Source organism: Nonomuraea sp. NPDC051298, assembly GCF_055586305.1.
Map to the genome: position 1 here is coordinate 1 of NZ_JBVJIM010000018.1, position 24046 is coordinate 24046.

General features: G+C 70.5%; 19 protein-coding genes and 1 pseudogene. 11 read left to right on the top strand and 9 right to left on the bottom strand.

The window, feature by feature from the left end:
• A pseudogene (locus ACZ6S0_RS37790) lies at positions 1-220 on the bottom strand (RNA-guided endonuclease TnpB family protein); the annotation flags it as partial.
• 254 nt (positions 221-474) lie between these two features.
• On the opposite strand from ACZ6S0_RS37790, the gene ACZ6S0_RS37795 reads away from it, so the two are divergent.
• The 3 genes from ACZ6S0_RS37795 to ACZ6S0_RS37805 are packed head-to-tail and all read left to right on the top strand — an operon-like array spanning position 475 to position 3886.
• Complete coding sequence (locus ACZ6S0_RS37795; RefSeq protein WP_465924133.1) at positions 475-1152, top strand: DUF998 domain-containing protein; 678 nt, start codon at positions 475-477, stop codon at positions 1150-1152.
• A 56-nt stretch (positions 1153-1208) separates the two neighbouring features.
• Complete coding sequence (locus ACZ6S0_RS37800) at positions 1209-3515, top strand: sensor histidine kinase (RefSeq protein WP_465924134.1); 2307 nt, start codon at positions 1209-1211, stop codon at positions 3513-3515.
• Positions 3512-3886, top strand: coding sequence for a DUF742 domain-containing protein (locus tag ACZ6S0_RS37805; RefSeq protein WP_465924135.1), 375 nt, complete (start codon positions 3512-3514; stop codon positions 3884-3886). Before ACZ6S0_RS37800 ends, ACZ6S0_RS37805 begins: the two co-directional genes overlap by 4 nt.
• Before the next feature lie 34 nt (positions 3887-3920).
• On the opposite strand, the gene ACZ6S0_RS37810 is transcribed toward ACZ6S0_RS37805, so the two are convergent.
• The 6 genes from ACZ6S0_RS37810 to ACZ6S0_RS37835 all read right to left on the bottom strand — a co-directional run bounded on the left by ACZ6S0_RS37810 (position 3921) and on the right by ACZ6S0_RS37835 (position 10021).
• A complete protein-coding gene (locus tag ACZ6S0_RS37810; RefSeq protein WP_465924136.1) occupies positions 3921-4493 on the bottom strand; it encodes a GTP-binding protein in 573 nt (190 codons plus the stop codon).
• Positions 4474-4836 (bottom strand): DUF742 domain-containing protein, encoded by a 363-nt coding sequence (locus ACZ6S0_RS37815; protein WP_344884856.1) that lies wholly within the window; start codon positions 4834-4836, stop codon positions 4474-4476. The genes ACZ6S0_RS37810 and ACZ6S0_RS37815 overlap by 20 nt, the downstream gene beginning before the upstream one ends.
• Complete coding sequence (locus ACZ6S0_RS37820) at positions 4833-5240, bottom strand: roadblock/LC7 domain-containing protein (RefSeq protein WP_344884859.1); 408 nt, start codon at positions 5238-5240, stop codon at positions 4833-4835. Before ACZ6S0_RS37820 ends, ACZ6S0_RS37815 begins: the two co-directional genes overlap by 4 nt.
• A 13-nt stretch (positions 5241-5253) precedes the next feature.
• Complete coding sequence (locus ACZ6S0_RS37825; RefSeq protein ID WP_465924137.1) at positions 5254-7347, bottom strand: sensor histidine kinase; 2094 nt, start codon at positions 7345-7347, stop codon at positions 5254-5256.
• A gap of 164 nt (positions 7348-7511) precedes the next feature.
• Entirely contained in the window at positions 7512-8396 is an 885-nt protein-coding gene (locus ACZ6S0_RS37830; protein WP_465924138.1) for a PrsW family intramembrane metalloprotease, read from the bottom strand.
• A gap of 8 nt (positions 8397-8404) precedes the next feature.
• A complete protein-coding gene (locus ACZ6S0_RS37835) occupies positions 8405-10021 on the bottom strand; it encodes an NAD(P)-binding protein (protein WP_465924139.1) in 1617 nt (538 codons plus the stop codon).
• Positions 10022-10278: 257 nt separating this feature from the next.
• Here ACZ6S0_RS37835 and ACZ6S0_RS37840 point away from each other — a divergent pair, with 257 nt between their 5' ends.
• Entirely contained in the window at positions 10279-10956 is a 678-nt protein-coding gene (locus tag ACZ6S0_RS37840) for a hypothetical protein (protein ID WP_465924140.1), read from the top strand.
• Positions 10957-10974: 18 nt separating this feature from the next.
• On the opposite strand, the gene ACZ6S0_RS37845 is transcribed toward ACZ6S0_RS37840, so the two are convergent.
• Positions 10975-13011 carry a glycosyltransferase family protein gene (locus ACZ6S0_RS37845; protein ID WP_465924141.1) on the bottom strand — a complete coding sequence of 679 codons (2037 nt, stop codon included), beginning with the start codon at positions 13009-13011 and terminating at the stop codon, positions 10975-10977.
• 54 nt (positions 13012-13065) lie between these two features.
• Entirely contained in the window at positions 13066-14196 is a 1131-nt protein-coding gene (gene wecB, locus ACZ6S0_RS37850; RefSeq protein ID WP_465924142.1) for a non-hydrolyzing UDP-N-acetylglucosamine 2-epimerase, read from the bottom strand.
• Positions 14197-14251: 55 nt separating this feature from the next.
• Between wecB and ACZ6S0_RS37855 the strand changes: the two genes are divergently transcribed.
• The 7 genes from ACZ6S0_RS37855 (at position 14252) to hisC (ending at position 23998) form a co-directional block, all read left to right on the top strand.
• Positions 14252-15922, top strand: a complete 1671-nt coding sequence (locus tag ACZ6S0_RS37855) for a glycosyltransferase family 4 protein (RefSeq protein ID WP_465924143.1) — start codon at positions 14252-14254, stop codon at positions 15920-15922.
• A gap of 118 nt (positions 15923-16040) precedes the next feature.
• A complete protein-coding gene (locus tag ACZ6S0_RS37860; protein WP_465924144.1) occupies positions 16041-17303 on the top strand; it encodes a nucleotide sugar dehydrogenase in 1263 nt (420 codons plus the stop codon).
• A 19-nt stretch (positions 17304-17322) separates the two neighbouring features.
• Positions 17323-18411, top strand: a complete 1089-nt coding sequence (locus ACZ6S0_RS37865; RefSeq protein ID WP_465924145.1) for a glycosyltransferase — start codon at positions 17323-17325, stop codon at positions 18409-18411.
• A gap of 28 nt (positions 18412-18439) precedes the next feature.
• Entirely contained in the window at positions 18440-20230 is a 1791-nt protein-coding gene (locus ACZ6S0_RS37870) for a DUF4434 domain-containing protein (protein WP_465924146.1), read from the top strand.
• Positions 20231-20313: 83 nt separating this feature from the next.
• On the top strand, positions 20314-20979 hold the full coding sequence (locus tag ACZ6S0_RS37875; protein ID WP_465924147.1) for an NUDIX hydrolase: 666 nt from the start codon (positions 20314-20316) through the stop codon (positions 20977-20979).
• Positions 20980-21165: 186 nt separating this feature from the next.
• Positions 21166-22881 (top strand): serine/threonine-protein kinase, encoded by a 1716-nt coding sequence (locus ACZ6S0_RS37880; protein WP_465924148.1) that lies wholly within the window; start codon positions 21166-21168, stop codon positions 22879-22881.
• A 58-nt stretch (positions 22882-22939) separates the two neighbouring features.
• Positions 22940-23998: a histidinol-phosphate transaminase gene (gene hisC, locus ACZ6S0_RS37885; RefSeq protein WP_465924149.1), complete on the top strand. Its 1059-nt coding sequence runs from the start codon at positions 22940-22942 to the stop codon at positions 23996-23998.
• Positions 23999-24046: the final 48 nt, after the last annotated feature.

Below are 24046 nucleotides of genomic sequence, written 5' to 3' on the forward strand. Positions count from 1 at the left end.
CGACCTTCTTGATGACGTGCTGGGCGGGCTGCGCCGACAGGCCCATGTTCTTCAGCTCGCCATAGGTGTGCACCCGAAGGTCGTAGTTGCGGAACACCTTCGTCTCCCACGCGATCCGGGAGACCAGGTTCGCCGCTTCGTTGCACAGGCGCAGCGTGTCCGCCAGCGCCGCTTCCTGGGCGGGCGTGGGGAAAAGCCGCACCTGCACAACGAATTTCACGCTGCGAACTTTACTATTACTAGAACAAACGTGCGGCACCGTAAGTGATTCCTCCCGGACCTGAAGGACCGGGGTTCCTCGCCCGCTGCCGCTGAACCCGCTCGCGCGCCCCTGAGCACCCCGGCTCCTGGGGCGCGGGACCCCAAGGGTTACGGCCCCAGGGTCGGTAGGGGACGGGGGTCAGGGTCGGGTCAGGGACGTATCGGGGCAGGCGCCGGATGCCGGGCACCCCGCGCGACGGCGAGAGTATCCCCATGACCGCGGCAGCCAAGAGGCTCTCCCCCTACATCGCCTGCGCGTCGATCCTGTTCGCAGTGATCGCCGTGGTGGTGGGCCAGCTCGACCCTGACCCTCACCTCGATCCCCTGAACATCACCGTCAGCGAGTACGCCGTGTCCGACCGCGGGGGCGTCACGGAGGTCGCGATGGCGGTGCTCGGGATCGGTTCGCTGGCGTTGCTGGCGGGGCTGCGGGCCGCGGGGGCGCCCGTGCGGGGCTGGCCGGAGCGGTTGCTGATGGTGTGGTCGGGCGCCCTGGTGGTGGCCGCGGTGGTCCCGACCACGCCCATCGGTCACGACCTCGACCTCGCGGGCCAGATCCACCGGTACGTCTCGATCGCCGCCTTCGTCAGCCTGCCCGCGGCCGGTGCGCTGATGGTCCCGCGACTGGCCGCGGACGCGGACTGGAAGCCCGTGGCGCGGGTCGTCGAGTGGGTGGCGCTGGCCGGGGGGTTCGGGCTGCTGGCGATCACGTACGTGGCGCTGCCGGGCGACCGGGTGCTGATCGGGCTCGTCGAGCGGGTGCTGCTGGGCGCCGAGGTGGCGCTGCTGTCGGTGCTGGCGGCCTGGCTGGTACGGCTGGCCTGGCGGCGGAGCACCCCAGAAGCCGCAAATTTCCCGACATATCACAGATTTATCGCTAGTCGATCTTAAAACCATCTGTTTCGGTGCTATTCTCTCCCGCGATCTTCTATCCGGGAGCAGGTACCATGGCATCGGGCAGATCCATCAGATTCAAGATCTCGACCCTGCTCGTCATCCCTTTGGCCTCCCTGATCGCACTCTGGGGCTTCGCCGCGAGCACCACCACGGGTGAGGCTCTCAACCTGCTCAAGGTCGAGACCATCTGGACCGGCATCATCAACAATGCCGACGCGCTGATCTCCGACCTGCAGACCGAGCGCCTGGCCTCGGCCGAGCGGCTCGCCGGCACCGCGAAGGACTCCGGCGCCCTGGCCAAGGCGCGCGACGAGGTCGACGCCGACAACCAGACGCTGCGCAGGCACGCGACGTCCGAGGAGACCCGGGCGGTGCTCACCGCCGACATGGAGTCCCAGCTTCAGACGGTCTTCGAGGCGATCGACCGGCTGAAGGACATCCGGCGCAAGGTGGACGAGGGCCAGCTCACCCCCGGCGGCCTGGTCACCGAGTATGCCAAGATCCCCGACGAGATCCACCTCCTGTACTCCCGGCTGGTGGTCAGCACCGACCTGGATCTGTCACTCCAGGCGCAGGGCCTGATCGCCGCCGACGAGGTACGCGAGCTGCTGGCCCGCGAGCACGCCATCGTCATCGCCTCCAACGGCCGGGCGGACATGCGTGACATGCACCTGCTGGCCGGCATCGACGGCTCCAGGACGTACCTGTTCCCCAAGGCCCTGGCCAACCTCGACACCGAGCTGCGGGCCCCGTTCGAGAAGCTGTACTACTCGCCCCGCTACGTCACCATGGAGAACCTCCTGGAGGCGTACATCAGCGGGCGGCCGCTGGACCTGGACCTCTGGCACGGCATCGCCGACCAGGTGCAGAAGGAGTACCGCGAGGCCGTCTGGAGCACCGGCGACAAGCTGCTGGCCAGGATGGAGCCCGCGGGCACGGCGGTCATCGTGCAGGCCGCGGTCACCGGGGTGCTCGGCCTGGTCGCGGTCGTGTTCTCCGTCGTCGTCTCGATCCGGGTCGGCCGCCGGCTCACCCGCGAGATGGGGGCGCTGCGCCGTACCGCGCTCGACCTGGCCGAGATCCGGCTGCCCGACGTCGTCGCCAAGCTGCGCAGGGGCGAGAGCGTGGACATCGCGGCCGAGGCGCCGCCCATCACCGTCGGCCGGCGCTCGACGAGCGAGGTCGGCGACCTCGCCGCGGCGTTCGACAGCGTGCAGCGCACGGCCGTGGACGCGGCCGTCGGGCAGGCCAGGCTGCGCGAGGGCGTCTCGGAGGCGCTGCGCAACCTGGCCCGGCGCAGCCAGTCGCTGTTGCAGCGCCAGCTCAGGCTGCTCGACGAGATGCAGCACCAGACCGAGGAGCCCGAGGCGCTGGAGCGGCTGTTCAAGCTCGACCACCTGACCACCCGCATGCGCCGCCACGCCGAGGGCCTGGTGCTGCTCTCGGGCGGCTCCGCGGGCCGCAGGTGGCGCGCCGCCATCCCGGTCGAGGACGTGCTCAGCGGCGCCGCGGCCCAGGTCGAGGAGTACACCCGGGTCCGCGTCTACCCGATGCCCGAGTGCGGCGTGTCGGGCTCGGCGGTGGCCGACCTCATGCACCTGTTCGCCGAGCTGATCGAGAACGCGACCACCTTCTCCTCGCCGGGCAACGAGGTCTCCGTGCGCGGCGAGATGGTCGGCAAGGGCTTCGCCGTCGAGATCGAGGACCGCGGCCTGGGCATGGACGAGTCCACGCGCAGGGCACTCAACGAGCGCCTGGCCAGCCCGCCGGACTTCGACCCCGCGCAGACCGAACGGCTGGGCCTGGCGGTGATCGGCATGCTCGCCGGCAGGCACGACGTCAAGGTCACGCTCAAGCCCTCCCCGTACGGGGGCACGACCGCCATCGTGCTCGTGCCGGCCTCGCTGATCGAGCCCATGACGGCCCCGATGCAGGTGGTGGAGTTCGAGTCCGTCTCCGTCTCGGTCATGCGGACGGACCGGGAGGAGAGCACGGAGCCCGGCGAGCTGCCGCGCCGGGTCCGTACCAGCAGGCGGGCCGCCAACGGCGACGGTCGCGGCGGCGCGACGGGTCCCGCGGCCCTGCCGCAGCAGGCGGGCCCCATGGACGAAGCGGCGCCACGGCAACTGCCGCGCCCCGAGCGGCCGACCGCCCTGCCGCACCGCGAGCGGTCCACGGGCCTGCCGCAACGAGACAGGAAGAGCGCTCTGCCGCAGACGCTCCAGCAGGCGCCGACCCCCGCCTCACCGGTCGAGGAGCGTTCACCAGAGGAGACCAGGGCGCTGCTCTCCTCGCTCCAGTCCGGCTGGCAGCGCGGTCGGCAGGACAGTGATCAGGATGGGGGATCTCAATCGTGAGTCGCGAGCACGAGTGGGTCGACGAGGAGGCCGGGCCCGTCGTGCGGCCGTACGCGGTCGCGCGCGGACGCACCAGGTCCGCCTCCTCAGAGGTCGACCTGCTGGCGACCGTCGTCCCGACGGGGGTGCCCGCCCCGGCCAAGGCCGAGCTGGGCGCTCAGCACCGGCGGCTGCTGACCGGCCTGGCGGGGCAGGGCAGGCCGGTCGCCGAGCTGGCCGCGGAGCTCGGCCTGCCCGTCGGCGTCGTACGCGTGCTGCTGGGAGACCTGCTGGAGCACGGCCTGGTGACGGTGCGCCCGCCGCGGGACAAGGCCGCCGCCCCGTCGGAGAGCCTGCTCCGCGAGGTGATCAACGGCCTGCGAGCGCTTTGACCCGTGCCCTTTTCAGCTCTGACCCGTGACGCGGTCAGTTCGCGGAGGTGAGCGTCCTGAGGGAGTGCTCGACCAGCGTGATCATGACCTCCTTGGCCGACGTGCGCCGCCGCACGTCGCAGAGCATGACCGGCACGTCGTCGTCCAGGTCGAGCGCGACGCGCACGTCGTCGACGCTGTGCCGCTCCGCGCCGTCGAAGCAGTTGACGGCCACCACGAACGGCGTGCCGCGCTGCTCGAAGTAGTCGACGGACGGGAAGCAGTCGGTCAGCCGCCGGGTGTCGGCGATCACGACCGCGCCCAGCGCGCCGTAGGACAGCTCGTCCCACATGAACCAGAACCGCTCCTGCCCCGGCGTGCCGAACAGGTAGACGACCAGCCCCTCGCGGATCGTGATGCGGCCGAAGTCCATCGCCACGGTGGTGGTGGTCTTGGACTCGACCCCGTCGGTGTCGTCGACGCCGATGCCGCGGTCGGAGAGCACCTCTTCCGTGCGCAGCGGCTTGATCTCGCTGATCGCCCCGACCAGGGTGGTCTTGCCGACGCCGAACCCCCCCGCGATCAAGATCTTGAGCGCGACGGGGTCCTCAGAGAGCACGGAGTCCATTGATCACTTCCTTGAGAATGCGCTCATTCGACCGCGACCCTCCGGCGGAGGGCGACGTCACCGAGATGAGGCCGTGGTCACGCATGTCACCGAGCAGCACCCGGACGACACCGACGGGCAGGTCGAGCTCGACGGCGAGGTCGGCCACCGAGATCGGACTACGGGCTGCCCGCAGGATGAGTTGTTGTTCCGGCCCCGATCCGTCACCGGGCTCGCCGATGGCGCGCACGGAGGCCACGAGGTCGAACGCGTCTCCGGAGGAACGCGTGCGACCGCGGATCAGAGCATAAGGCCGGACGACGGGTCCCGCCTCCTCATCGAACCACTGCGGGCTATCGCTCATGACGCCCCAGCGCGCGGATTGGTGGAGATGTGCTGGCCCACCCGCTTGACCAGCATCGCCATCTCGTAGGCGATCTGGCCGACGTCCACGTTCGCCTCGGCGATCACGGCCAGGCAGGTGCCTTGGCCCGCCGCGGTGACGAACAGGAACGCCGACTCCATCTCCACAATGGTCTGGCGTACGTCGCCGCCGCCGAAATGACGGCCGGTGCCGCGCGCCAGGCTCTGGAACCCGGCCGCCACCGCGGAAAGGTGCTCGGCGTCCTCCCTGCTCAGTCCTTTGGAATAGCCCACCGCCAGGCCGTCGGTCGACAAGATGACCGCCTGGCGCACCGCCGAGACCCTGCCGGCAAGGTCGTCCAGCAGCCAGTTCAGCTCACCGGTGTTGGTGGTCGGCGCACTCATGCATCCCCCTTAATCATGGCCCCTCCTCAGAGGCTTCTTCTCGGGCGCGTTTCGTTCCCCGCTGGAACGCGGAGAACAGGTCGCGTACCTCGTGGGGAGAGCGTTCGGCCTGTGACTCCGGCTCAGGGGGCGTTTCCTTGAGCTGCGGGGCCAGGCTGGCCTGGCGCACTCGCCTGGGCAGCCCCGCGTGGGTGCCCGAGGTCACGACCGCGAGCGCCTTCTTCCGCGTACGGCCGGGCAGCGCGGCCTGGCCGTCACCGCCGACCGGTTCCTGCGCGCTCGGCTCGTTCACGATCGAACGCGGCGCCAGCACGATGGCCGTGGTGCCCCCGAAGGGCGAGCGGCGCAGCAGCACCCTGATCCCGTGCCGCTCGGCCAGCTTGGCCACCACGAACATCCCCAGCCGGTCGCTGTCGGCCAGGTCGAACTCGGGGGGCGCGGCCAGCAGCGCGTTCAGCCGCGCGTAGTCGGTGGCCGACAGCCCCAGCCCCTTGTCCTCGACCTCGATCGCGTAGCCGTTGCTCACCAGGTCGCCGCGCACCATCACGTGGGTGTCCGGCGGCGAGTAGATGGTGGCGTTCTCGACCAGCTCGGCGACCAGGTGGGTGAGGTCGGCTGCGGCGGTGCCGTCGATCGCGCTGACCGGCATCGACTCCACGGTGACCCTGGTGTAGTCCTCGACCTCGGAGACCGCGGCCCGGACGATGTCGATCACGGGCACCGGCTTGCGCCAGGAGCGTCCTGGGGCGGCGCCGGACAGGACGATCAGGCTCTCGGCGTGCCGCCGCATGCGGGTGGTCAGGTGGTCCAGGCGGAAGAGCTCCTCCAGCCTGTCGGGGTCGTGCGTGCGGCGCTGCATGCCGTCCAGCAGCGCGAGCTGGCGGTGCAGCAGGCCCTGCTTGCGCCGGGCGAGGTTGAGGAAGACCTGGCCGACCCCGCGGCGCAGCGCGGTCTGGCCCACCGCGGCCCGCACAGCGGTGCGCTGCACGGAACCGAAGGCCCTGGCCACGTCGATGATCTCAGCGGAACCGCTCACCCTGATCGCCCTGGCCTCCTTCCGCACGTCGACGTCCTCGCCCCTGCGCAGCCGCGCCACGAGGTCGGGCAGGCGCTCCTGCGACAGCTCGACCGCGGCGGTACGCAGCCCGGCCAGCTCCGCGGCCAGGCGACGACCGAAGCGTACTGAGATGATGATCGACGCGAGCACGGCGATCAAACCGAGGCCGCCCGCGACGGCGATCTCGATCACGGTGGAGGCGGCGGCCTCGGCCGCGCGGGCGGCCAGGGTGGCGGAGGAGTTCGCGCCGAGTTCGTCGAGGCGGGTGGTCAGCCTGTCGACGGTCTCGCGCCAGGCGGCGGCGTCGGGGGGCGGCGCGCCGGTCTTGACGACGCGCGCCTCCATGGTGGCGAAGGTGAGGAACGGCTCGGTGGCGAAGACCTGCTCGTACGGCCTGCGCAGCGCCACTTCGAGCCCGGCCAGGCCGCGCGAGTGCAGGAACTTCCTGGAGGCCGCGTACTCGGTGAAGGCGGTCGCCTCCGGGGCGGTGAACCGCCCGTCGGCCAGGCCGCCGACGACCAGGGCGTGCTCTCTGGCGATGTGCTCCCTGGCCATGCCGATGGCCTGCAACGACGACGCCTGCTGGAAGATCGACAGGTCGGCGACGGGCACCAGGTGGTCGTAGACCGTGAAGAGCGAGTCGATGACGCTGTTGTACTCGTTGAGGCCGGCCAGGCGGGAGGTCAGGCCGTTGTCGATGTTCGCCCTGATCGTGCCGAGGCGGTCAAGAGCGGTGTCGAGGACCTCGAGCGGCAGCCGCAGCTCGCCGTCGACGGCTCCGCCCGCGTCGGCGACGGACTGCCTGAACTCGGCGACGGATCGGTCGGTACGCGCGCGCTGGCCGCCGAGCGCTCCGGAGAGATCACGCTCGGTGAGCGCCTCGGCGGAGCGGACGCGTTCGGCCTGAAGCTGTAATCCCAGGTCGGTGGAGGTGATGCCGAGAGTGCGGTAAAGGGCGTCCGCGCGAAGTAGTGACTGGGCGTCGCCCATGGTGAGGTTGAGGACGAAACCCCAGAGCGCGCTCAGAGACAGGAGGGGTAGCAGTAACAATAGGAAGATCTTGAACCGAATTGACCGGTTTTGCGAGCCCATGTCCCAACCTCGAGTCGGGGGCATTTCCACACCTTGTGTAAATACACCTCCGGAAGATCGCACAGGAGACTAGCACCGTTTATGGTTCCGGCGCAGTGGGAGGAAGGCGTTCATTACCGTGATTATTGGGGCATGGTCTGGCGCTCGCGCCGGGCGGAGGCGAGGGTGCCGTACAGCCACGCGAGCGCGACCAGCGAGATCACGAGGAGTCCCGCCCAGTTCAGCAGCGTGTACACGTGCACCTGCCAGGCCGACACGTGCGGCACCCGGCCGATGCGCAGCAGCTCGAACTGCCAGGGCTTGCCGGTCAGCACCAGCGTGATGGCGATGGCGATGGCGCTCATCGAGTCCCACAGCGCGTGCAGCACCGAGACGCCCAGGTACGTCAGCACGACCGGAGCGGTGAGCCTCCCGCGCGCGGCGAACAGTGCGCCACCGGCGATCGCGGTCCACAGGCCGTGCCCGACCGGCGTCAGGATGCCGCGCAGCACCTCGGTCTCCACGACCTGGCCCAGCGACAGCCCGTCGGCGGTGAACAGCGCGTTGAAGGCGTAGCCCGCGCTCTCGAAGGCGGCGAAGCCGAAGCCGACGGTCGCGCCGAGCACCACGCCGTCCTTGGTCGAGCGCCGCGCCAGCCGCCTGGTGACGAACATCAGGGCGGCCAGCTTGACGCCCTCCTCGATCAGGCCGACGAGCAGGTACATCAGGATCGAGGGCCGGATCAGCCAGCTCTCCAGCAGCGAGGCGCCGAGCACGCCCAGCACGCCGCCCACCACGAACGCCTGGAACAGCGTCTCGACCGTCACGTCCGGCGAGCGGTCCCGGCCGTACGCCCAGACCACGAACGTGACCGGCACCAGGAAGCTGCCGAACAGCACCACCGTCGGCACGAGATTGGAGTTCCCGGTCCATCCGGTGACGGCGACCGTGGCCAGCCAGAGCACCAGCCCGGTCAGGAAGATCCGCAACCACAGCGACTTGAGCGGCGTCCTCACGGGCGTCCGCATCGGCGGCTTCATCGCGACAGCTCCTCCACTGCTCGCACGGCGGCGGCGACGGCGGCCTCCCCGCGGGCCACGGGCTCCGACGCGGATCCGGCGCACGGGCCCGCGTCGGAGCCCGCGATGGCGATCCGCCCGAACGGCCCGCGCGCGGCCTCGGCGGGGAACGGCCCGTCGGGGTAGAACGGGTGCCACGGGCGGCAGTACTCCGGCGCGAGCGCGTGACCCCACCGGTGGACGGTGATGGCCGCGATGTCCCCGCCCGGGTCGAAGCCGACGGGGCCGAGCAGCCGGGCGAGCTGGTCGCGGACCGACCGCTCCAGCGTCTCGTACGGGGTGCGGAACAACTCCCGCCGACCCGCCGCCGAGCCCTCGCCCGGCCCCAGCTCGGACCGGCACGGCGTGGCCAGCAGCCGCACCCCGCCGGGCGGCGTGAACTCGCACCAGCTCCAGTACGCGCCCGTCCACCGCACCCGGCGCACGCCCAGCCGCCGCCAGGCGCCCGCGTCCCGCAACCGCACGGTCGCCGACACCAGCGGCACCCGTACGGCCTCGCGCAGCGCCCGCCGCCGCGCCTCGGGCAGTGCGGGCAGGAGGTACGGGACGACCGCGTTCCAGCAGGCGAGGATCACCGCTCCGGCCTCGACGGTCCGCACCCGGTGGCCGTCGAAGTAGCCGACGCTCGCCGAGCCGGCCCCGTCGCGTACCGACACCACGGGGCTGGAGGGCCGCAGGCGCACGCGTTCGTCCGGCGCGGGAGCCGGGGCCTCGGGGGCGGGGCCGTGCCACTCCCGCCGGACGGTGGGGGAGTTGTACCGCGACGGCTCGTCCCGGCCGAGCCCCAGTCCGCCGAACCCCGGATACCCGGTGCCCCAGGCGTCGATCGCGCCGAACGCCCGGGTGTCGTAGCCCCACTCGGGACACGACATGGTCCGGCAGAACCGCTCGGCGTCCGGATGCGTCCCGCACACCTCGCGCAGGAACTCCGAGTACGTCAGCCCCGCCAGCCGCTCCTGCCTGCCCTCGGCCGAGAGCCCGGGAAACCAGTCGGGCGCGTCGCCGTACAGCGTCAGCAGGTCCCGGCGCGCCTGGGCGGCGATCGGCAGCCGGTCGATCCAGCCGGGGGAGTAGAGCCCGACCAGCGTGTCCGCGCCGAAGCTCTCCGCGTCGCACATCACGGCGTCGGGAGCCGTCCCGCGCCGCAGCGGCCCCGTCCCCGCGTCCCGCCGCTCGCCGCGCCCGCCGTGCTCCTCGCCGTGCTCGCCGTCGCGGTTGTCGAGGACGAGCACGCTCGCCCGGGGACGGCGGCGCAGCCACTCGGCCGCCGCGCCCAGCCCGCCGCGCCCCCCGCCGACCACCACCAGGTCGAAACGCTCCCCGGTCGGCACGGGAGGGCCGGCGTGCTCCCAGAAACGCCCGTCCCGCAGCGCGTGCGGCACGCTGAGCGCCTCTCCGGTGTCCCCGCGGACGGTGAAGGGCGCGGCGCGATCCTGCGCCTCCTGGACGGCCTCGCGGGCCGGTTCCGCGGCCGCCCCGCCCGGCGCGAGCACGCATCCCACGGCGATGCCGTCGAAGAGGTCTCTGCGGGAAATGGGGAGATCCATCCCGAGATCGCGTGCGGTCAAGCTCATGGCGCGATCATCATCAGCCCGGAGAAAAGCCGCACAGCGCCGCGCAGCGCCCGGTGAACATTTTGCGGGCCCTAGGGCGGCTGATGCCGGTTTGGGGCACATATCGCGAGGTGAGAAGGCAGCGGCCGGTGCAATGCGGATGAAGCGGAAATCCCTCGCGAAATCTCTTAATTCCTTGAATAGCGACGTTGCGCGGCCCTCGGCATTCCCTTTCCTCTAGCGTTTGAACAATGCCGCTGAAGTCAAATGGAGAACCCATGCGTAAGGCCGTTTCCGGCATATTTCTCAGCACCCTGGTCATCGCCGGATGCTCATCAGCGGAGGAGAGCCCGGCGCCCGCCGCGGCCTCGACGCCCGTGACGCCGTCGGGGTCCGACACCGCCCGCCTGCGTGCCGCCCTGCTGCCGGTGCCCAAGGGCATGACCGTCGCGTACGGGCCGGAGCTGGGCGCGTTCGGCACGCTCAAGTCCACCCAGCAGGGCCTGGCCGCGGTCCGCCAGGCCAAGCTGCAACATCCCGAGTGCGCGGGCGCCGCCCAGCTCGACGCCGCCAAGCCGGAGGTCGCCAAGTCGCCCGCCGCGGTGATCGCCTTCTCGGCGGCCCGCGGCTCGATCACGCAGGCGGTCGTGTCGCTGCCCACGGCGGCCTTCCCCGCGCCGCTGCCGAAGCAGTGCGCCGCGTACACGGCCGACGTCGGAGGGACGAAGGTCACGTACAAGACGCGCGCGCTGGAGATGCCTGCCAAGGGCGACCAGTCGAGCGCCTACCTCACCACGGCGGCGGGCGACAAGAAGAACGCGCAGATCGGCTCGGTCATGATCAGGCGGGGGACGCTGATCATGAGCATGCTCGTGGTCGGCGAGCGGGTCAAGCCGCAGGGCCTCTACCAGCTCGCCGCCCTCGCCGACCAGAACCTGGCCAGGGTGAGCGGATAGCCCCCGCCGGATCCCGCGTCAGATGAGCACGTGGTCGTCGGGGCGGCCGACGAAGGCGAACTGGGCGTTCCTGGTCAGCTTGATGTGGTCGGCCTGCCAGGTGTGCATCGAGGTGTCGGCGCTGCGCCAGTAGACGAAGTTGAACCGGTCGGCCGAGTAGATCTTGACGCGGTCCTCCTTCAGCCGCCGTACGAGATGGGTGTCCTCACCTCGGGTGATGTCGGCGAACGGGTACGAGTGGAACAGGTCCGCCTTGCCGAGGAACGTGCCGCCCTGCACCAGCCACGAGTACCGGTGCTCCAGGCCGGGCAGCCGGAGCATCGTGGTGTTGCCGCCCTCGAAGTACGCGTAGTGGGCGCCCTTGCCGGTCAGCTCGGCGTCGGTGTAGTCGAACGCCCGCACCAGGTCCGACAGGTAGTGCTCGCCGTAGAGGTTGTCGTCGTCCATCTTGGCGATCAGCTCGCCCTCGGCGGCGGCGATGCCCATGTTCATGCACGCCCCCAGCGTCATCGAGGCGTCGGCGGGCAGCACCACGACGTCGATGAGGCCCGCCATCCGCGCCTTGTCGGCCACCACGACCGGGTCGATGTCGAGGCCGTGCAGCACCATGACGAGCTGCAGCGGCCGGTGGAGCTGCTTGGCCACCGAGGAGATGGCGTGCTCGATCTGCGAGGCGCGGTTGGTGGGCAGCACGACCGAGATCGAGCGCGACCGCGCCGGCACGCGGTGCCCGAGGTTCTGCAGGATCTGGTCGACCCGGTGCGAGAACAGGTGCTTGTCGAACACCTCCCGCATCGCCAGGTGTCCCATCCGCGCCCGCAGCTCGGGGCTGTTGATCAGGTGCAGCACCTGGTTGTACGACTCGATCGGCTCCCGCGCGATGGGCACGAGGTCGCCGAAGGTCTCCTCGACGGCCCGCGACCACCCCGACACCACGGGGGTCGCGCACGCCGACAGCTCGAAGACCCGCCGCGCGCACATGGTCGGCGAGTCCAGCACGGAGTTGACGTTGAGGAAGACCTTGTACATCCGGTACGCGGCCAGCATCTGGTCGTAGGGCAGTTCGCCGACGATGTGCGGGCGGTACTTCTCCGGCCAGGCGTACTTCTCGTCCACCTCGCCGTTGCGCGCGAAGATGTGCAGGCCCAGCTCCCTGACCGGGTCGATCACGGTCTCCATCTGCTCGCGGCGCTCGGGGTGCTTGTCGCGGAAGTACATCCCGGCGAAGACCACGTCGTGCAGGCGGCCCTTGTTCTGCTGGATCGGGTTGTGCACGCGTGGCTGGGCGGCGAACTGCAGCACGTCCACCCGGTCGTGTCCCAGAATTTCCCGATATTTCGGCACCATGTCACCGTCGCAGGTGAACACGTAGTCGAACAGCTTGGCCGTGTCGATGAAGAAGTCGAAGTTCGGCGGGTCCTCCTTGTTCCAGAAGACCGTGGGGATGCCCTCCTGCCTGCACCAGGCCACCAGGTCGCGCAGCGGCTCCTTGGGGGCGTTGGTGCCGGTCATCTGGTAGCGCCAGCGGCCCTGGTTCCCGTGCCAGGCCGACTCGCAGAACAGCAGGTCGGGCCGCTTGTCCGCGAAGATCTCCGGCCAGTCCTTGAGCCCGAACTCGATCTGGTCCCACTCGTAGCGGAAGGCCATCCTGGAGAAGTCGTCGAGGATCACCGCGACCTTCAGCTCCGGCCGGTTCACCGGGCCGCCCGGCCACTTGACCGCCGGCACCTCGACCAGCGGCGGCCGGTGGTTCGCCGTCTCGATCGCCTCGGTGACGGGGGCGGGCGGCTTGGGCGCCTTCTCCCTCGACCTGACCGCCTCGACGATCTTCCCCGGGCTCTTCGCGCCCAGGGCCTCGCCCAGCTTGAACGCGCGCTTGGCCTGGGTGGCCTCCAGCTTCCACGTCGCGTACGCGGCCTTGGCCTCGGCTATCTCCAGCCGTCGGCGCAGCTCCCTGACCTCCGTCTCGAAGCGCTCGACGAGCTTGCGCTCCTCCGGCAGCCAGTTGACGGGGCCGAGCCGCTGGTAGGTGGGCTCGTCGGGGGTTTCGGCCATGGTGGTACGCCTATCGCTCAGCGGAGGTCTGTCATAGTACGGCGGTTTCTGCCGCTATTCCTGGCGTTTGCCGTGAGAGGCGGGAGCGAGGTTGTCCCCCTTGAGCCAGGCGGCGATCACCGTGGCGATGCGCGGCCCCGACTTCCCGTCCCACAGAACCGGCGGCTCGCCGGCCGGCGTGGCGGCGCCGTCGGCCAGCGCCTTCTCCGCCATCGCCGGCAGCAGGGCGGGCGTGACCAGGCGGTTCGTGCCGTGGGTGATCGTGATCGGCCGCTCGGTGTTCGGCCTGACGGTCAGGCAGGGGACCTCCAGCATGGTCGTCTCCTCCTGGACGCCGCCGGAGTCGGTGACGACCAGCGCGGCCCCGCGTACGAGTGAGAGGAAGTCCACATAGCCCAGCGGGTCGATCACCCGGACCGAGTCGCCGTCGACCAGGCCGGCCTCGGCCAGGCGGGCCCTGCCGCGCGGGTGGACCGGCACCACGAGCGGGATCTGCCGTGAGACCGCCAGCACCGCGTCCACCAGCTCTTTCGCGGCCTCGGGGGTGTCCACGTTCGCCGGGCGGTGCAGGGTGCCCACCGCGTAGCGCTCGGGCAGGCCGAACCGGGCCACCACCGGCGCCGGGTCCAGCTTCGGCAGCGCGGAGAACAGGCTGTCGATCATGGGGTTGCCCACCAGGTGCACCTTGGACGGGTGCACGCCCTCGTTCGCCAGGAACGCCAGCGCCTCCGGAGAGGTGGCGAAGAGCAGGTCGGCGAGCGCGTCGGTGACGACCCGGTTGACCTCCTCCGGCATGCCCCGGTCGAACGAGCGCAGCCCGGCCTCCACGTGCGCCGTCGGAACGCCCAGCTTGGCGCAGACCAGGATCGCGGCCAGCGTGGAGTTGACGTCGCCGTAGACCACCACCAGGTCGGGGTCCTGCTCCTGGACGACCTCCTCCAGGCCGACCAGCAGCGCCGCCGTCTGCTTGGCGTGGCTGCCGGAGCCGACACCGAGGTTCGCCACCGGCTCAGGCAGGCCGAGGTCGGCGAAGAAGACGTCCGACATCAGCGCGTCGTAGTGCTGACCTGTGTGGATGATGCCCTGCCGCACGCCGAGCCCGCCGAGTGCCCGCACCACCGGGGCCGCTTTCACGAAATTGGGACGAGCACCCAATACGTGCAGGACCAGGGGGTTCTCCCTCATTGACCTCGCCTTTCATAGCGGAAGGGAAAAACGCTGCCTATGGTACGGTCCCACCGTGGCATCCGACGCCAGTCGTCAAGACTCCCCCAAGGTTTCCGCCAAGTCCGCCCGTGCCGGCGTCGGTGGACTTCTCAAGGGCTTCGTCCAGCATCCGATCATCGTTTCCCGGGTGGTCATGACGAAGGTCAAGTCCGACCCGGTCCGCGTGGCCCAGGCCGCCGCCGAGTCGCTGCCGCCCAGGCTCCGCCCGATCGTGGGCGGCGTCGCATGGCCGGCCGCCCGCAGGGCGCGGCGCATCGTGCGCAAGTTCGGCATGCGCGTGGTCAAGGGCCCGTGGAACGAAGCCAAGGAACACTGGAACGAGGGCCGGATCAGCGAGGCCGCCGCCCTGCTCGAGGCCCACACCAAATATCCGTTCGTCAAGCGCAGGGCCGCCTACTACCGGGGCGAGCTGGCCGCGATCAGCCCAGACCCGATCCCGCCCGGCCCCAAGGTGACCCTCCTCGACCGGGTCGACAACCGGGTGCTGCACGTGGTCACGAACGCGCTGCCGTACACGCAGGCCGGCTACACCGTCCGCACCCACCGCATCGTCACCGCCCAGAAGGCCGCCGGGATCGACCCGCACGTGGTCACGAGCTGGGGCTGGCCGATGCTGCAGGGGCACGCCGACGCCGAGCCGTACGAGGAGCTCGACGGCATCCCCTACCACCGGCTGCTGCCCGACCGGCACGGCGAGATGCCGTTCGAGACGCAGGGGCGCATCACCAGGGCCGCCGACCGGGTCACCAAGCTCGTGACCGAGCTGTGCCCGCAGCTCCTGCACGCCGCCACCGACCACCGCAACGGCTCGATCGCCCACGCCGTGCGCGACAGGACGGGCACGCCGTTCGTCTACGAGGTGCGCGGCTTCCTGGAGGAGACCTGGGCCTCGCGCGACCCCGTCCGGGTCGGCAGCGAGCGGCACGTGCTCCAGCGCGAGCGCGAGGCGTTCCTGATGCGCGAGGCCGACGCGGTCGTCACGCTGGCCGAGACGATGGCCACCGAGATCGTCGAGCGCGGCGTGCCCAGGGAGAAGATCCACCTGGCCCCCAACGCCGTGGACGACTCGCTGCTCTCGGTCCAGTACGACGGCGCCTCGTTCCGTCGCCAGTACGGCATCGCCGACGGCGAGATCGTGGTCGGCTCGGTGTCGAGCATCGTGGCCTACGAGGGCTTCGCCACCCTGCTGCGGGCCGCCGCGCTGCTGCGTGACGCCCGCACTCCCGTACGCGTGCTCATCGTGGGCGACGGCACCGAGCGCGACAACCTCTTGGAGCTGGTCGAGGAGCTGGGCCTGGCGGACGCCGTGCTGCCCGGCCGGGTCGGCCCCGACGAGGCGTTGCAGGCGCAGGACGCCATCGACATCTTCGCCTGCCCGCGCGAGGACTTGCGGGTATGCCGACTTGTTACCCCATTGAAACCCGTCGAGGCGATGGCGCTCGGAAAGCCCGTCGTGCTGAGCGATCTACCTGCGCTGTCCGAGCTGGTGGGCTCCGACGGCGCCGGGCTGCTGGTGCCGCCGGGCGATCCGGAGGCGCTGGCCAGGGCGATCGCCGGGCTCAGTGGAGACCCGGCCAGACGTGCGGCGATGGGCGAGGCGGGACGGGCGGAAGTGTCCGCCAAGCGCACGTGGAGCCGTGTTGCCGAGACTTATCGGGCTCTATACCGGTCTCTCGGGAAATGATGACCATGGTGATGGGTGTCTCTTGTGACGGGTTCGCTCGCATTAGGCGTGAGCCAGGTGGACTTGAGATAACCTTTGCGACCATGAAGTGTTGTTTCCGGCTTTCAAAGGCACGGCCGTGACAGAGATCGACCTGGCTGTCATCGGGCTGGGCTACGTCGGCATGCCGCTCGCCAAAGAGGCGGTCGGCGCCGGCCTGCGCGTCGTCGGCCTCGACGTCGACCCCGAGAAGGTGGCCGCGCTCAACGCCGGGCAGTCCTACATCGACGACCTGACCGACGCCGACCTCGAGAGCATGCTGGCCAACGGGTTCAGCGCCACGCTCGACGAGACCGTGCTGGCCAGGAGCAACACGATCGTCATCTGCGTGCCCACGCCCCTGGACGAGGACCACCGACCCGACCTCTCCGCCGTCGAGGGCGCGACCAAGGCCGTCTCCCGCAACCTCACCGAGGGCACGCTCGTCGTGCTCGAGTCCACCACGTGGCCCGGCACCACCGACGAGGTGGCCCGGCCGATCCTGGAGGTCTCGGGGCTGGTCGCGGGTGAGGGATTCCACCTGGCCTTCTCGCCCGAGCGCATCGACCCGGGCAACGCCAAGTACGGCATGCGCAACACCCCGAAGGTCGTGGGCGGCTACACGCCGACCTGCCGCGACCGGGCGACGGCGTTCTACGGCCAGTTCATCGAGCAGGTGGTGCCGGTCAGCGGCACCCGCGAGGCCGAGATGGCCAAGCTGCTGGAGAACACCTACCGGCACGTCAACATCGCCCTCGTCAACGAGATGGCGATCTTCTGTGACGAGCTGGGGATCGACCTGTGGGAGTCGATCGAGGCGGCCGCCACCAAGCCGTTCGGCTTCCAGAAGTTCCTGCCGGGGCCGGGGGTGGGCGGGCACTGCATCCCGGTCGACCCGTCGTACCTGTCGTACACGGTGCGCAAGCTGGGTTACCCGTTCCGGTTCGTGGAGCTGGCCCAGGAGATCAACGAGCGGATGCCGTCGTACGTGGTGGCTCGCGTGCAGCGCCTGCTCAACAAGCACAAGAAGGCTGTGAACGGCGCCAAGGTGGTCCTGCTCGGCGTCACCTACAAGCCGGACATCGCTGACGAACGGGAGACTCCGGCCCTTCCGGTGGCGCGTGCGCTGCTGGAGCTGGGGGCCGAGCTGTCCTTCGCGGACCCGTACGTCAAGGAGTGGTCGGTCGACGGCACCCCGGTGCCGCGTGAGGAGGATCTCGCCGAGGCCGTGATCAACGCGGACGTGACGTTGCTGCTGCAGCAGCACTCCGCGTTCGACCTCGGGCTGATCGAGTCGAAGGCCCGGCTCGTGCTGGACACCCGCGGCGTCCTCGCCGAGGGTGAACGCGTCAAGCGGCTGTAGCGACGGAGGGCTGCGCGCAGTGCACGTGCTCGTCATGACGGTGGTGCATAACCCCGAGGACGCGAGGATTCTGCATAGGCAGATCCGGGCCCTTGTGGACGCTGGTCATGAGGTCACGTATGCCGCGTCGTTCACCGCGCACGGCGTCGTCCCCAGACCGTGGGTCACCGGGGTGGATCTGCCGCGCGCGGCGCAGCGCAAGCGGGTGGCGGGCGTGCTGGCCGCCCGCCGGTTGTTCAAGCGCATGCGCGACAAGGTCGACCTCGTCCTCATCCACGACCCCGAGCTGCTGTTCGCCGTGTGGGGCGTCCGCAACCGGCCGCCGGTCGTGTGGGACGTGCACGAGGACACCCCCGCCACGCTCTCGCTCAAGCCCTGGCTGCCGTCGCCGCTGCGACCGCCCGTGCGGTTCCTGGCCCGGATGCTGGAGGGCACCGCCGAGCGGTACCTGCACCTGCTGCTGGCCGAGACGGCGTACGCGGGGCGGTTCAAGCACGCCCACCTGATCGTGCCGAACGAGACCTGGGTGCCCGACTCCGTGACGCCGCCGGGCGACGACCGGGTGGTCTACCTCGGGTGGCTGTCCAGGGCGCGGGGCGTGTTCGAGGCGGTCGAGGTGGCCAAGCTGCTGCAGCCGTACCGGGTGGCGGTGGAGCTGATCGGGTACGCCGACCCGCAGAGCCGTCCGATGCTCAACCAGGCCGTCACCGAGGGTCTGCTGGAGTGGCGCGACTTCATGCCCAACGACGAGGCGCTCAAGCGGCTCGACGGGGCGCTGGCGGGCCTGTCACTGCTGCACGACGAGCCGAACTACCGGCACTCGATGCCGACGAAGATCGTGGAGTACATGGCGCACGGCATCCCCGTCATCACGACGCCGTCGCCGCGCGCGGTCGAGTTGGTCGAGCGCTACGACAGCGGCGTGGTGGTCCCCTGGGAGGATCCCAAGGCGGTCGCGCAGGCCGTGCTGACCCTGCGGGACGACGTACGCGAGCGGCGGGCGCAGGGCGCACGGGGGTACGCGGCGGCCCGCGCGAACCACCACTGGCCGAACTCCGCAAGGCGGTTCGTCACACAACTGGAGTCCTGGGCCGGGGTCAAGCCGTAACCACGAGGGCGGGAAAGGTTTCCTGAACGTGCGCTGGCTCTTCCTGGTCGTGGGTGCCGCCATCCTGGCCGCCGTCGCGGCCGTGATCATCGTGCTGCCCTCCGGCGAGCCCGAACCCACGGCGGCCAGGTCGGCGACGCCCAAGCCGTCGAGCACCGAGCCGACGCCGAAGGTGAGCGAGTTCTCCGACCCCTGTGGAACGTTCGACACCGGGGAGACCGCCCCGTACGCCGTCTCCGGCTACTGGATCACCCCCAAGTCGAACCCCTGCACCTGGCGCAAGCAACTGCAGGAGATCCACCGCGTCGGCGGCGACACGATCATCAGGATCGGCTACGGCCTGCAGTTCCGCACCGTCTCCGACTCCGGCGAGGTGCTGGCCAAGGACGGCACGGTCGACTCGCTCTACAAGGCGTGCAAGGAAGACGGCCTGACCTGCTACGAGGCCGCTGAGCGGGACTTACGGGCGGCCAACCCGGGCAATCGGATCGGCCGCACGTACGTCTACCGGACCGACGAGTCGTTCGGGCCCGACCTGTTCCGGTGCCCTCAGATGGAGCACCCGATCGCGGTCGGCGAGCGAATCTACTTCCGGCTCATCACCCAGGCTGACGGCTCCGACGACGCCACCTGTGACTTCAGCGGCAAGGCCGCGTCGTACGACATGATCCTGGTGGCCGGTTCGAGCAACGACAGCCTGCGCGAGTTGCTCGGCCTGGCCGACCAGTTCGGCATGCGCGTCTTCCCTGCGCTGCCGCTCGCCCCGCGCGACTCGAAGACGCCGATCAGGGCCGAGACGCGCCACCTCGGCACGCTCACCACCCTGACCAGGCGCATCCTTCAGGACTACGGTGTGCGGTTCGCCGGGCGCGACTCGCTCGGCGGCGTGTACCAGCCGTTCGAGGTCCAGATGTCGGACACCCTGGCCACGAACCCGACCTTGGCGGTCTACGCCGACCAGCACACGATCGTCGAGCAGGAGCTGGGCAAGCCGATCCTGATCAGCCCCTACCTGGACGCGCGCAAGAGGGTGGCCTTCGGGCAGACGCCCGCACAGGTGGCCGAGGGCTTCAAGGCGCTGGTGAAGACCGGCGTCGGCATCATCGCGCCGCAGGACAGCCGGGGGACGGGCAAGGTCGGGCTGTTCTGGCCCGACGAGCGTGACAGCGAGGTGGACGAGCGGCTGCGGCCGGTGGTGGGCGAGTCGACGTACGACACGGCGTACCACGGGTCGACGCGCGACTACTACCGCGAGATGGCCGCGGCCCGGCAGGAGATGATCGACTCCGGTTACCGCGTGCAGCTCTGGGCGAACGTGGAGGCGTTCGAGCCGTCGGGCGAGCGGCCGTGCGCACCGCAGGGGACGCGGGGCAAGACGGACAAGGAGCGGTTGGACCAGGCGATCACGATGGCCGGCCGGTACGTCCAGAAGATCGTCTCCTACATGTGGAGCGACTTCATGACCTGTGGCGATCCGTCGCTCGAGAAGGAGATTCTCGCGGACTGGCGGCGGCCGATCGCGGTGGACGCGATCCGGCGCCCGCGCGACATCCAGGACGGCCTGGAAGTACGCGGCTACAACCTCAAGGGCGCCACCATCTCCGTCGAATGGTCGGGGGGAACCAAGGAGATGGCGGTCGCGGACGTGGGCTGGCTGGACGAGGACCCGTTCCAGGAGGAGCTGCCGGACGGGATGGCCACGGCGTGGGTGCCGTTCGACTGGTCGCAGGTGCCGGCGGGGGAGTGGGTGAAGATCGGCGTCAAGGTGCCCTCGGGGCAGACGGCGACGGAGCCCCTGCACGTACGCATCCTCACGTAGCCGTGGCATACGTGTACATGGGCGTATACCGGCGTTGACGTACGGTTCGCTGCTGACGTACGACTGCGTGTAACGTGCCTGCCATGGTCCCGAGCATCCCGGTCAGTGTCGACCTGGTCGTGCTCACTGTGCGTAACCAGGCGTTGAGCGCTCTTGTATGGCGTCGCGACAATCCGCCGTTCCTGCGCCGCTGGTCGCTTCCCGGCGGTTTCATCCACCTCGACGAAGACCTGCCGGCCGCCGCCCACCGCATCCTCTCCGAACGGGCCGGCCTGCCCGGTGCTCCGGTGCACCTGGAGCAGCTCCAGACGTACGGCTATCCCGACCGCGACCCCCGCCAGCGCGTGCTGAGCGTCGCCTACCTCGGGCTCGCCCCCGACCTGCCGGCCTCGGAGAAGGCCCACATGAGCTGGCAGTCGATCGGCTCGCTCACCGTCATGGCCTTCGACCACCGGCGCATCATGCTCGACGGCATCGAGCGGGCGCGCGGCAAGCTGGAGTACACCCCGCTCGGGGCGGCCTTCTGCCCGCCGGAGTTCACGGTGGCAGACCTGCGCCGCGTCTACGAGATCGTCTGGGGCCGTGTCCTCGATCCGCGAAACTTCCACCGCAAGGTCACCAAGGCCGAGGGCTTCCTGCTGGAGACGGGCGGCACGACGACGAGAGACGGGGGCCGCCCCGCCAAGCTCTACCGCAGGGGCCCCGCCGAGCTGCTCCACCCCCCGATGCTCCGCAGCCTCAAGGAGTGACCCCGGCCCTGGTCCACCGACGGGCCGGGATGAGCGGTCTCGAAGAGTGACTCCGTTTCACGAATCCGTGACTCTTGTCCGGGTTCGCGCCTAATATCTGATCTATCTGAAATGCCGGTGCTCCGCCGGAGCCGAGGACAGGAGACGACGGATGCCAGGAGACCAGCAGACGCGTCTGCAAGCACGGTGACGTTGCTCGCGGGCCGCTACCACCTGCTGACCCAGCTCGGCCGGGGCGGCATGGGCACGGTCTGGCGGGCGATGGACGAGCTGCTCCAGCAGGAGGTGGCCGTCAAGGAAGTACGGCTCCCGCCCGACCTCGACGAGGCCGAGCGCGCTGAGCTGGCCGGGCGTACGATGCGCGAGGCGCGGGCGGCGGCGGCCTTACGCGCGCACCCGTCCATCGTGACCGTGCACGACGTGGTCCTCGACGACGGCCGCCCATGGATCGTCATGGAGTTGGTCCGCGGCCGTTCGCTCGACGGGGTCATCCGCGACGACGGGCCGCTGCCGCCGCCCAGGGTCGCCGAGATCGGGCTGCGCATGATCGACGCCCTCGCCGCGGCGCACGCGTCGGGCATCCTGCACCGCGACGTCAAGCCCGCCAACGTCATGCTCACCGACGACGGGCGGGTGCTGCTGACCGACTTCGGCATCGCGACCATCGCGGGCGACGCCGCGATCACCCAGACGGGGCTGCTGACCGGTTCCCCCGGCTACATCGCCCCTGAGCGGCTGCGCGGCGAGGACGACGGCCCGCCGGCGGACCTGTGGTCGCTCGGCGCCACGCTGTACGCGGCGGTGGAGGGCAGCCCGCCGTTCGCCCGGCACAACGAGGCCGCCGTGCTGGCGGCCGTGCTCATGCAGGAGCCCGCCCCGTACCGGCTGGCCGGGCCGCTCGCGCCCGTGCTGGCCGCGATCCTGGACAAGGATCCGGCGACCCGCTGCTCGCCCGCGGAGGCGGTCGCGCGGTTGGCGGTCGTCGCACAGGGCGGCCACGCGACGGGCGCGACGGGCGCGACGGGCGCGACGGGCGCGACCGGCGCGCCCCTCGGACCGTTCGTGAGCGGCGCCGCGCTCCAGCAGTCCGCGAGTGGTGCGGCGTTCCAGCAGCCCGTGAGTGGTGCGGCGTTCCAGCAGGCCGCGAGCGGTGCGGCGCTCCGGCAGCCCGTGCCCGTGACCGGTGCGCCGCTCGGACCGGCGCACACCGCGCCGGGGTGGAGACGACGCCGCCGCACCAAGGTCATCACGGGATCCGCCCTCGCGCTCGTGCTGGTCGTGGCGGCCGGGGTGGTGGTCGTGCCCCGCCTGTTCCCGAACGTCGTCCGCCTGATCGGCTACGCGATCGCCCCGCCCAGCGTCTACACCCCGTCGCCGATGTTCACCGGACTGCCGGCCCAGCCGTCGCCCGGACAGCCGCTCATCGGCGAGTTCGAGGCGTGCGACCTGCTGACCAACACACAGGTGCGCTCGCTCTTCGGCCACTCGCTGAAACGCCGGTGGCTGTTGGAAGGGAGCTGCACCTGGAGCGGCACGGACTACGTGATGGTGACCCTGACGACGTTCCGGTCGCCGAGCGCGTCGATCACCACCATGTCGCACAAGTTCACCGTCGACTACATGAAGGACGAGCCCAAGCGCAATCCCGGGACCAAGGTGCGCGAGGGCCCCGACGTGGGCGACGACGGCGGCGCCTACAGCCACACCCGTGAGATGGGCAAGGCGCTCTACGGTTTCGCGCTGTACGAGACGAAGGTCGCCTTCCCGATGTCGAACGTCTCCGTGTCGATCGACGTCCGCTCGCGGCGGTCCGGGTACGGCACCGCCGACAAGATCGCCCAGCTCGTCGAGGCGGCACTGAACAAGCGCCGCCAGCCGGCCGGGATCACCGGGACCGGGTGACCGGCGCGCGGCGGGACCGGGTGATGCTTCGCCGCGCGACGCCTCTTATGGTGAGGGCATGCCTCGTTTCCGCCAGATTCTCGACACCATGACCGCCTACTCGCCGGGCAAGGCGGTCGCCGCTCCCGACGGGCGGTCGTACAAGCTGTCCTCCAACGAGTCCCCCTACGACCCGCTCCCCTCCGTGGTCGAGGCCATCGCCGAGGGCGCGCGGCAGATCAACCGCTACCCCGACCCCGGCTCAGTTAAGCTGACCGAGGCCATCGCCGAGCGCTTCGGCGTGCCCGTCGGGCACATCGCGCTCGGCGCCGGGTCGGTCACCGTGGCGCAGCAGCTCTTCGAGACGGTGGGCGAGCCGGGCGCCGAGGTCGTGTACGCGTGGCGGTCGTTCGAGGCGTATCCGCTGCTGGCCGACCTGGCCGGGGTGAAGTCGGTCACGGTGCCGCTGGCGGGCGAGGACCACGACCTGGACGGCATGGCCGAGGCGATCAACGACCGGACCCGCCTGGTGTTCGTGTGCACCCCCAACAACCCCACGGGCACCGCCATCCATCGGGGCGCGCTGGAGGCGTTCCTCGACCGGGTGCCGGAGCACGTGCTGGTGGTGCTGGACGAGGCGTACCACGAATACGTACGCGACGAGGACGTCCCCGACGGCCTCACCCTCTACCGCGACCGCACGAACGTCGCCGTCCTGCGGACCTTCTCCAAGGCGTACGGGCTGGCGGGCCTGCGCGTCGGCTACCTGATCGCGCAGGAGCCGGTCGCCACGACCGTGCGCAAGACGATCGTCCCGTTCGCCGTCAACCACCTCGCCCAGGTCGCCGCGATCGCCTCGCTGCAGGCCGAGGACGAGTTGCTGGAGCGGGTCGAGCGGGTGGTCAAGGAGCGCACCCGGGTGCGCGAGGCGCTGATCGCGCAGGGCTGGACGGTGCCGCCCACCGAGGCGAACTTCGTCTGGCTCCGGCTCGGCGAGCGCACCCTCGACTTCGCCGCCGCCTGCGCCACGGAGGGTGTGGCCGTGCGGCCGTTCGCGCCGGAGGGCGTACGCGTGTCGATCGGCTCGCCCGAGGCCAACGACGCCTTCCTCGCCTGCGCCGCCGCCTTCCCCCACTAGCGAGCGGGGCGCTCGCATCCCTCCGGCCCGCGCGCCGGGGGGACTCGC

Excerpts from the sequence above, each read along its gene's own strand:
- ACZ6S0_RS37820 (WP_344884859.1), bottom strand. The coding sequence starts at position 5,240 with ATGAGTGCGCCGACCACCAACACCGGTGAGCTGAACTGGCTGCTGGAC.
- ACZ6S0_RS37800 (WP_465924134.1), top strand. The coding sequence starts at position 1,209 with ATGGCATCGGGCAGATCCATCAGATTCAAGATCTCGACCCTGCTCGTC.
- ACZ6S0_RS37835 (WP_465924139.1), bottom strand. The coding sequence starts at position 10,021 with ATGAGCTTGACCGCACGCGATCTCGGGATGGATCTCCCCATTTCCCGC.
- ACZ6S0_RS37815 (WP_344884856.1), bottom strand. The coding sequence starts at position 4,836 with ATGAGCGATAGCCCGCAGTGGTTCGATGAGGAGGCGGGACCCGTCGTC.
- ACZ6S0_RS37830 (WP_465924138.1), bottom strand. The coding sequence starts at position 8,396 with ATGCGGACGCCCGTGAGGACGCCGCTCAAGTCGCTGTGGTTGCGGATC.
- ACZ6S0_RS37875 (WP_465924147.1), top strand. The coding sequence starts at position 20,314 with ATGGTCCCGAGCATCCCGGTCAGTGTCGACCTGGTCGTGCTCACTGTG.
- ACZ6S0_RS37840 (WP_465924140.1), top strand. The coding sequence starts at position 10,279 with ATGCGTAAGGCCGTTTCCGGCATATTTCTCAGCACCCTGGTCATCGCC.
- ACZ6S0_RS37810 (WP_465924136.1), bottom strand. The coding sequence starts at position 4,493 with ATGGACTCCGTGCTCTCTGAGGACCCCGTCGCGCTCAAGATCTTGATC.
- hisC (WP_465924149.1), top strand. The coding sequence starts at position 22,940 with ATGCCTCGTTTCCGCCAGATTCTCGACACCATGACCGCCTACTCGCCG.
- ACZ6S0_RS37845 (WP_465924141.1), bottom strand. The coding sequence starts at position 13,011 with ATGGCCGAAACCCCCGACGAGCCCACCTACCAGCGGCTCGGCCCCGTC.
- wecB (WP_465924142.1), bottom strand. The coding sequence starts at position 14,196 with ATGAGGGAGAACCCCCTGGTCCTGCACGTATTGGGTGCTCGTCCCAAT.
- ACZ6S0_RS37795 (WP_465924133.1), top strand. The coding sequence starts at position 475 with ATGACCGCGGCAGCCAAGAGGCTCTCCCCCTACATCGCCTGCGCGTCG.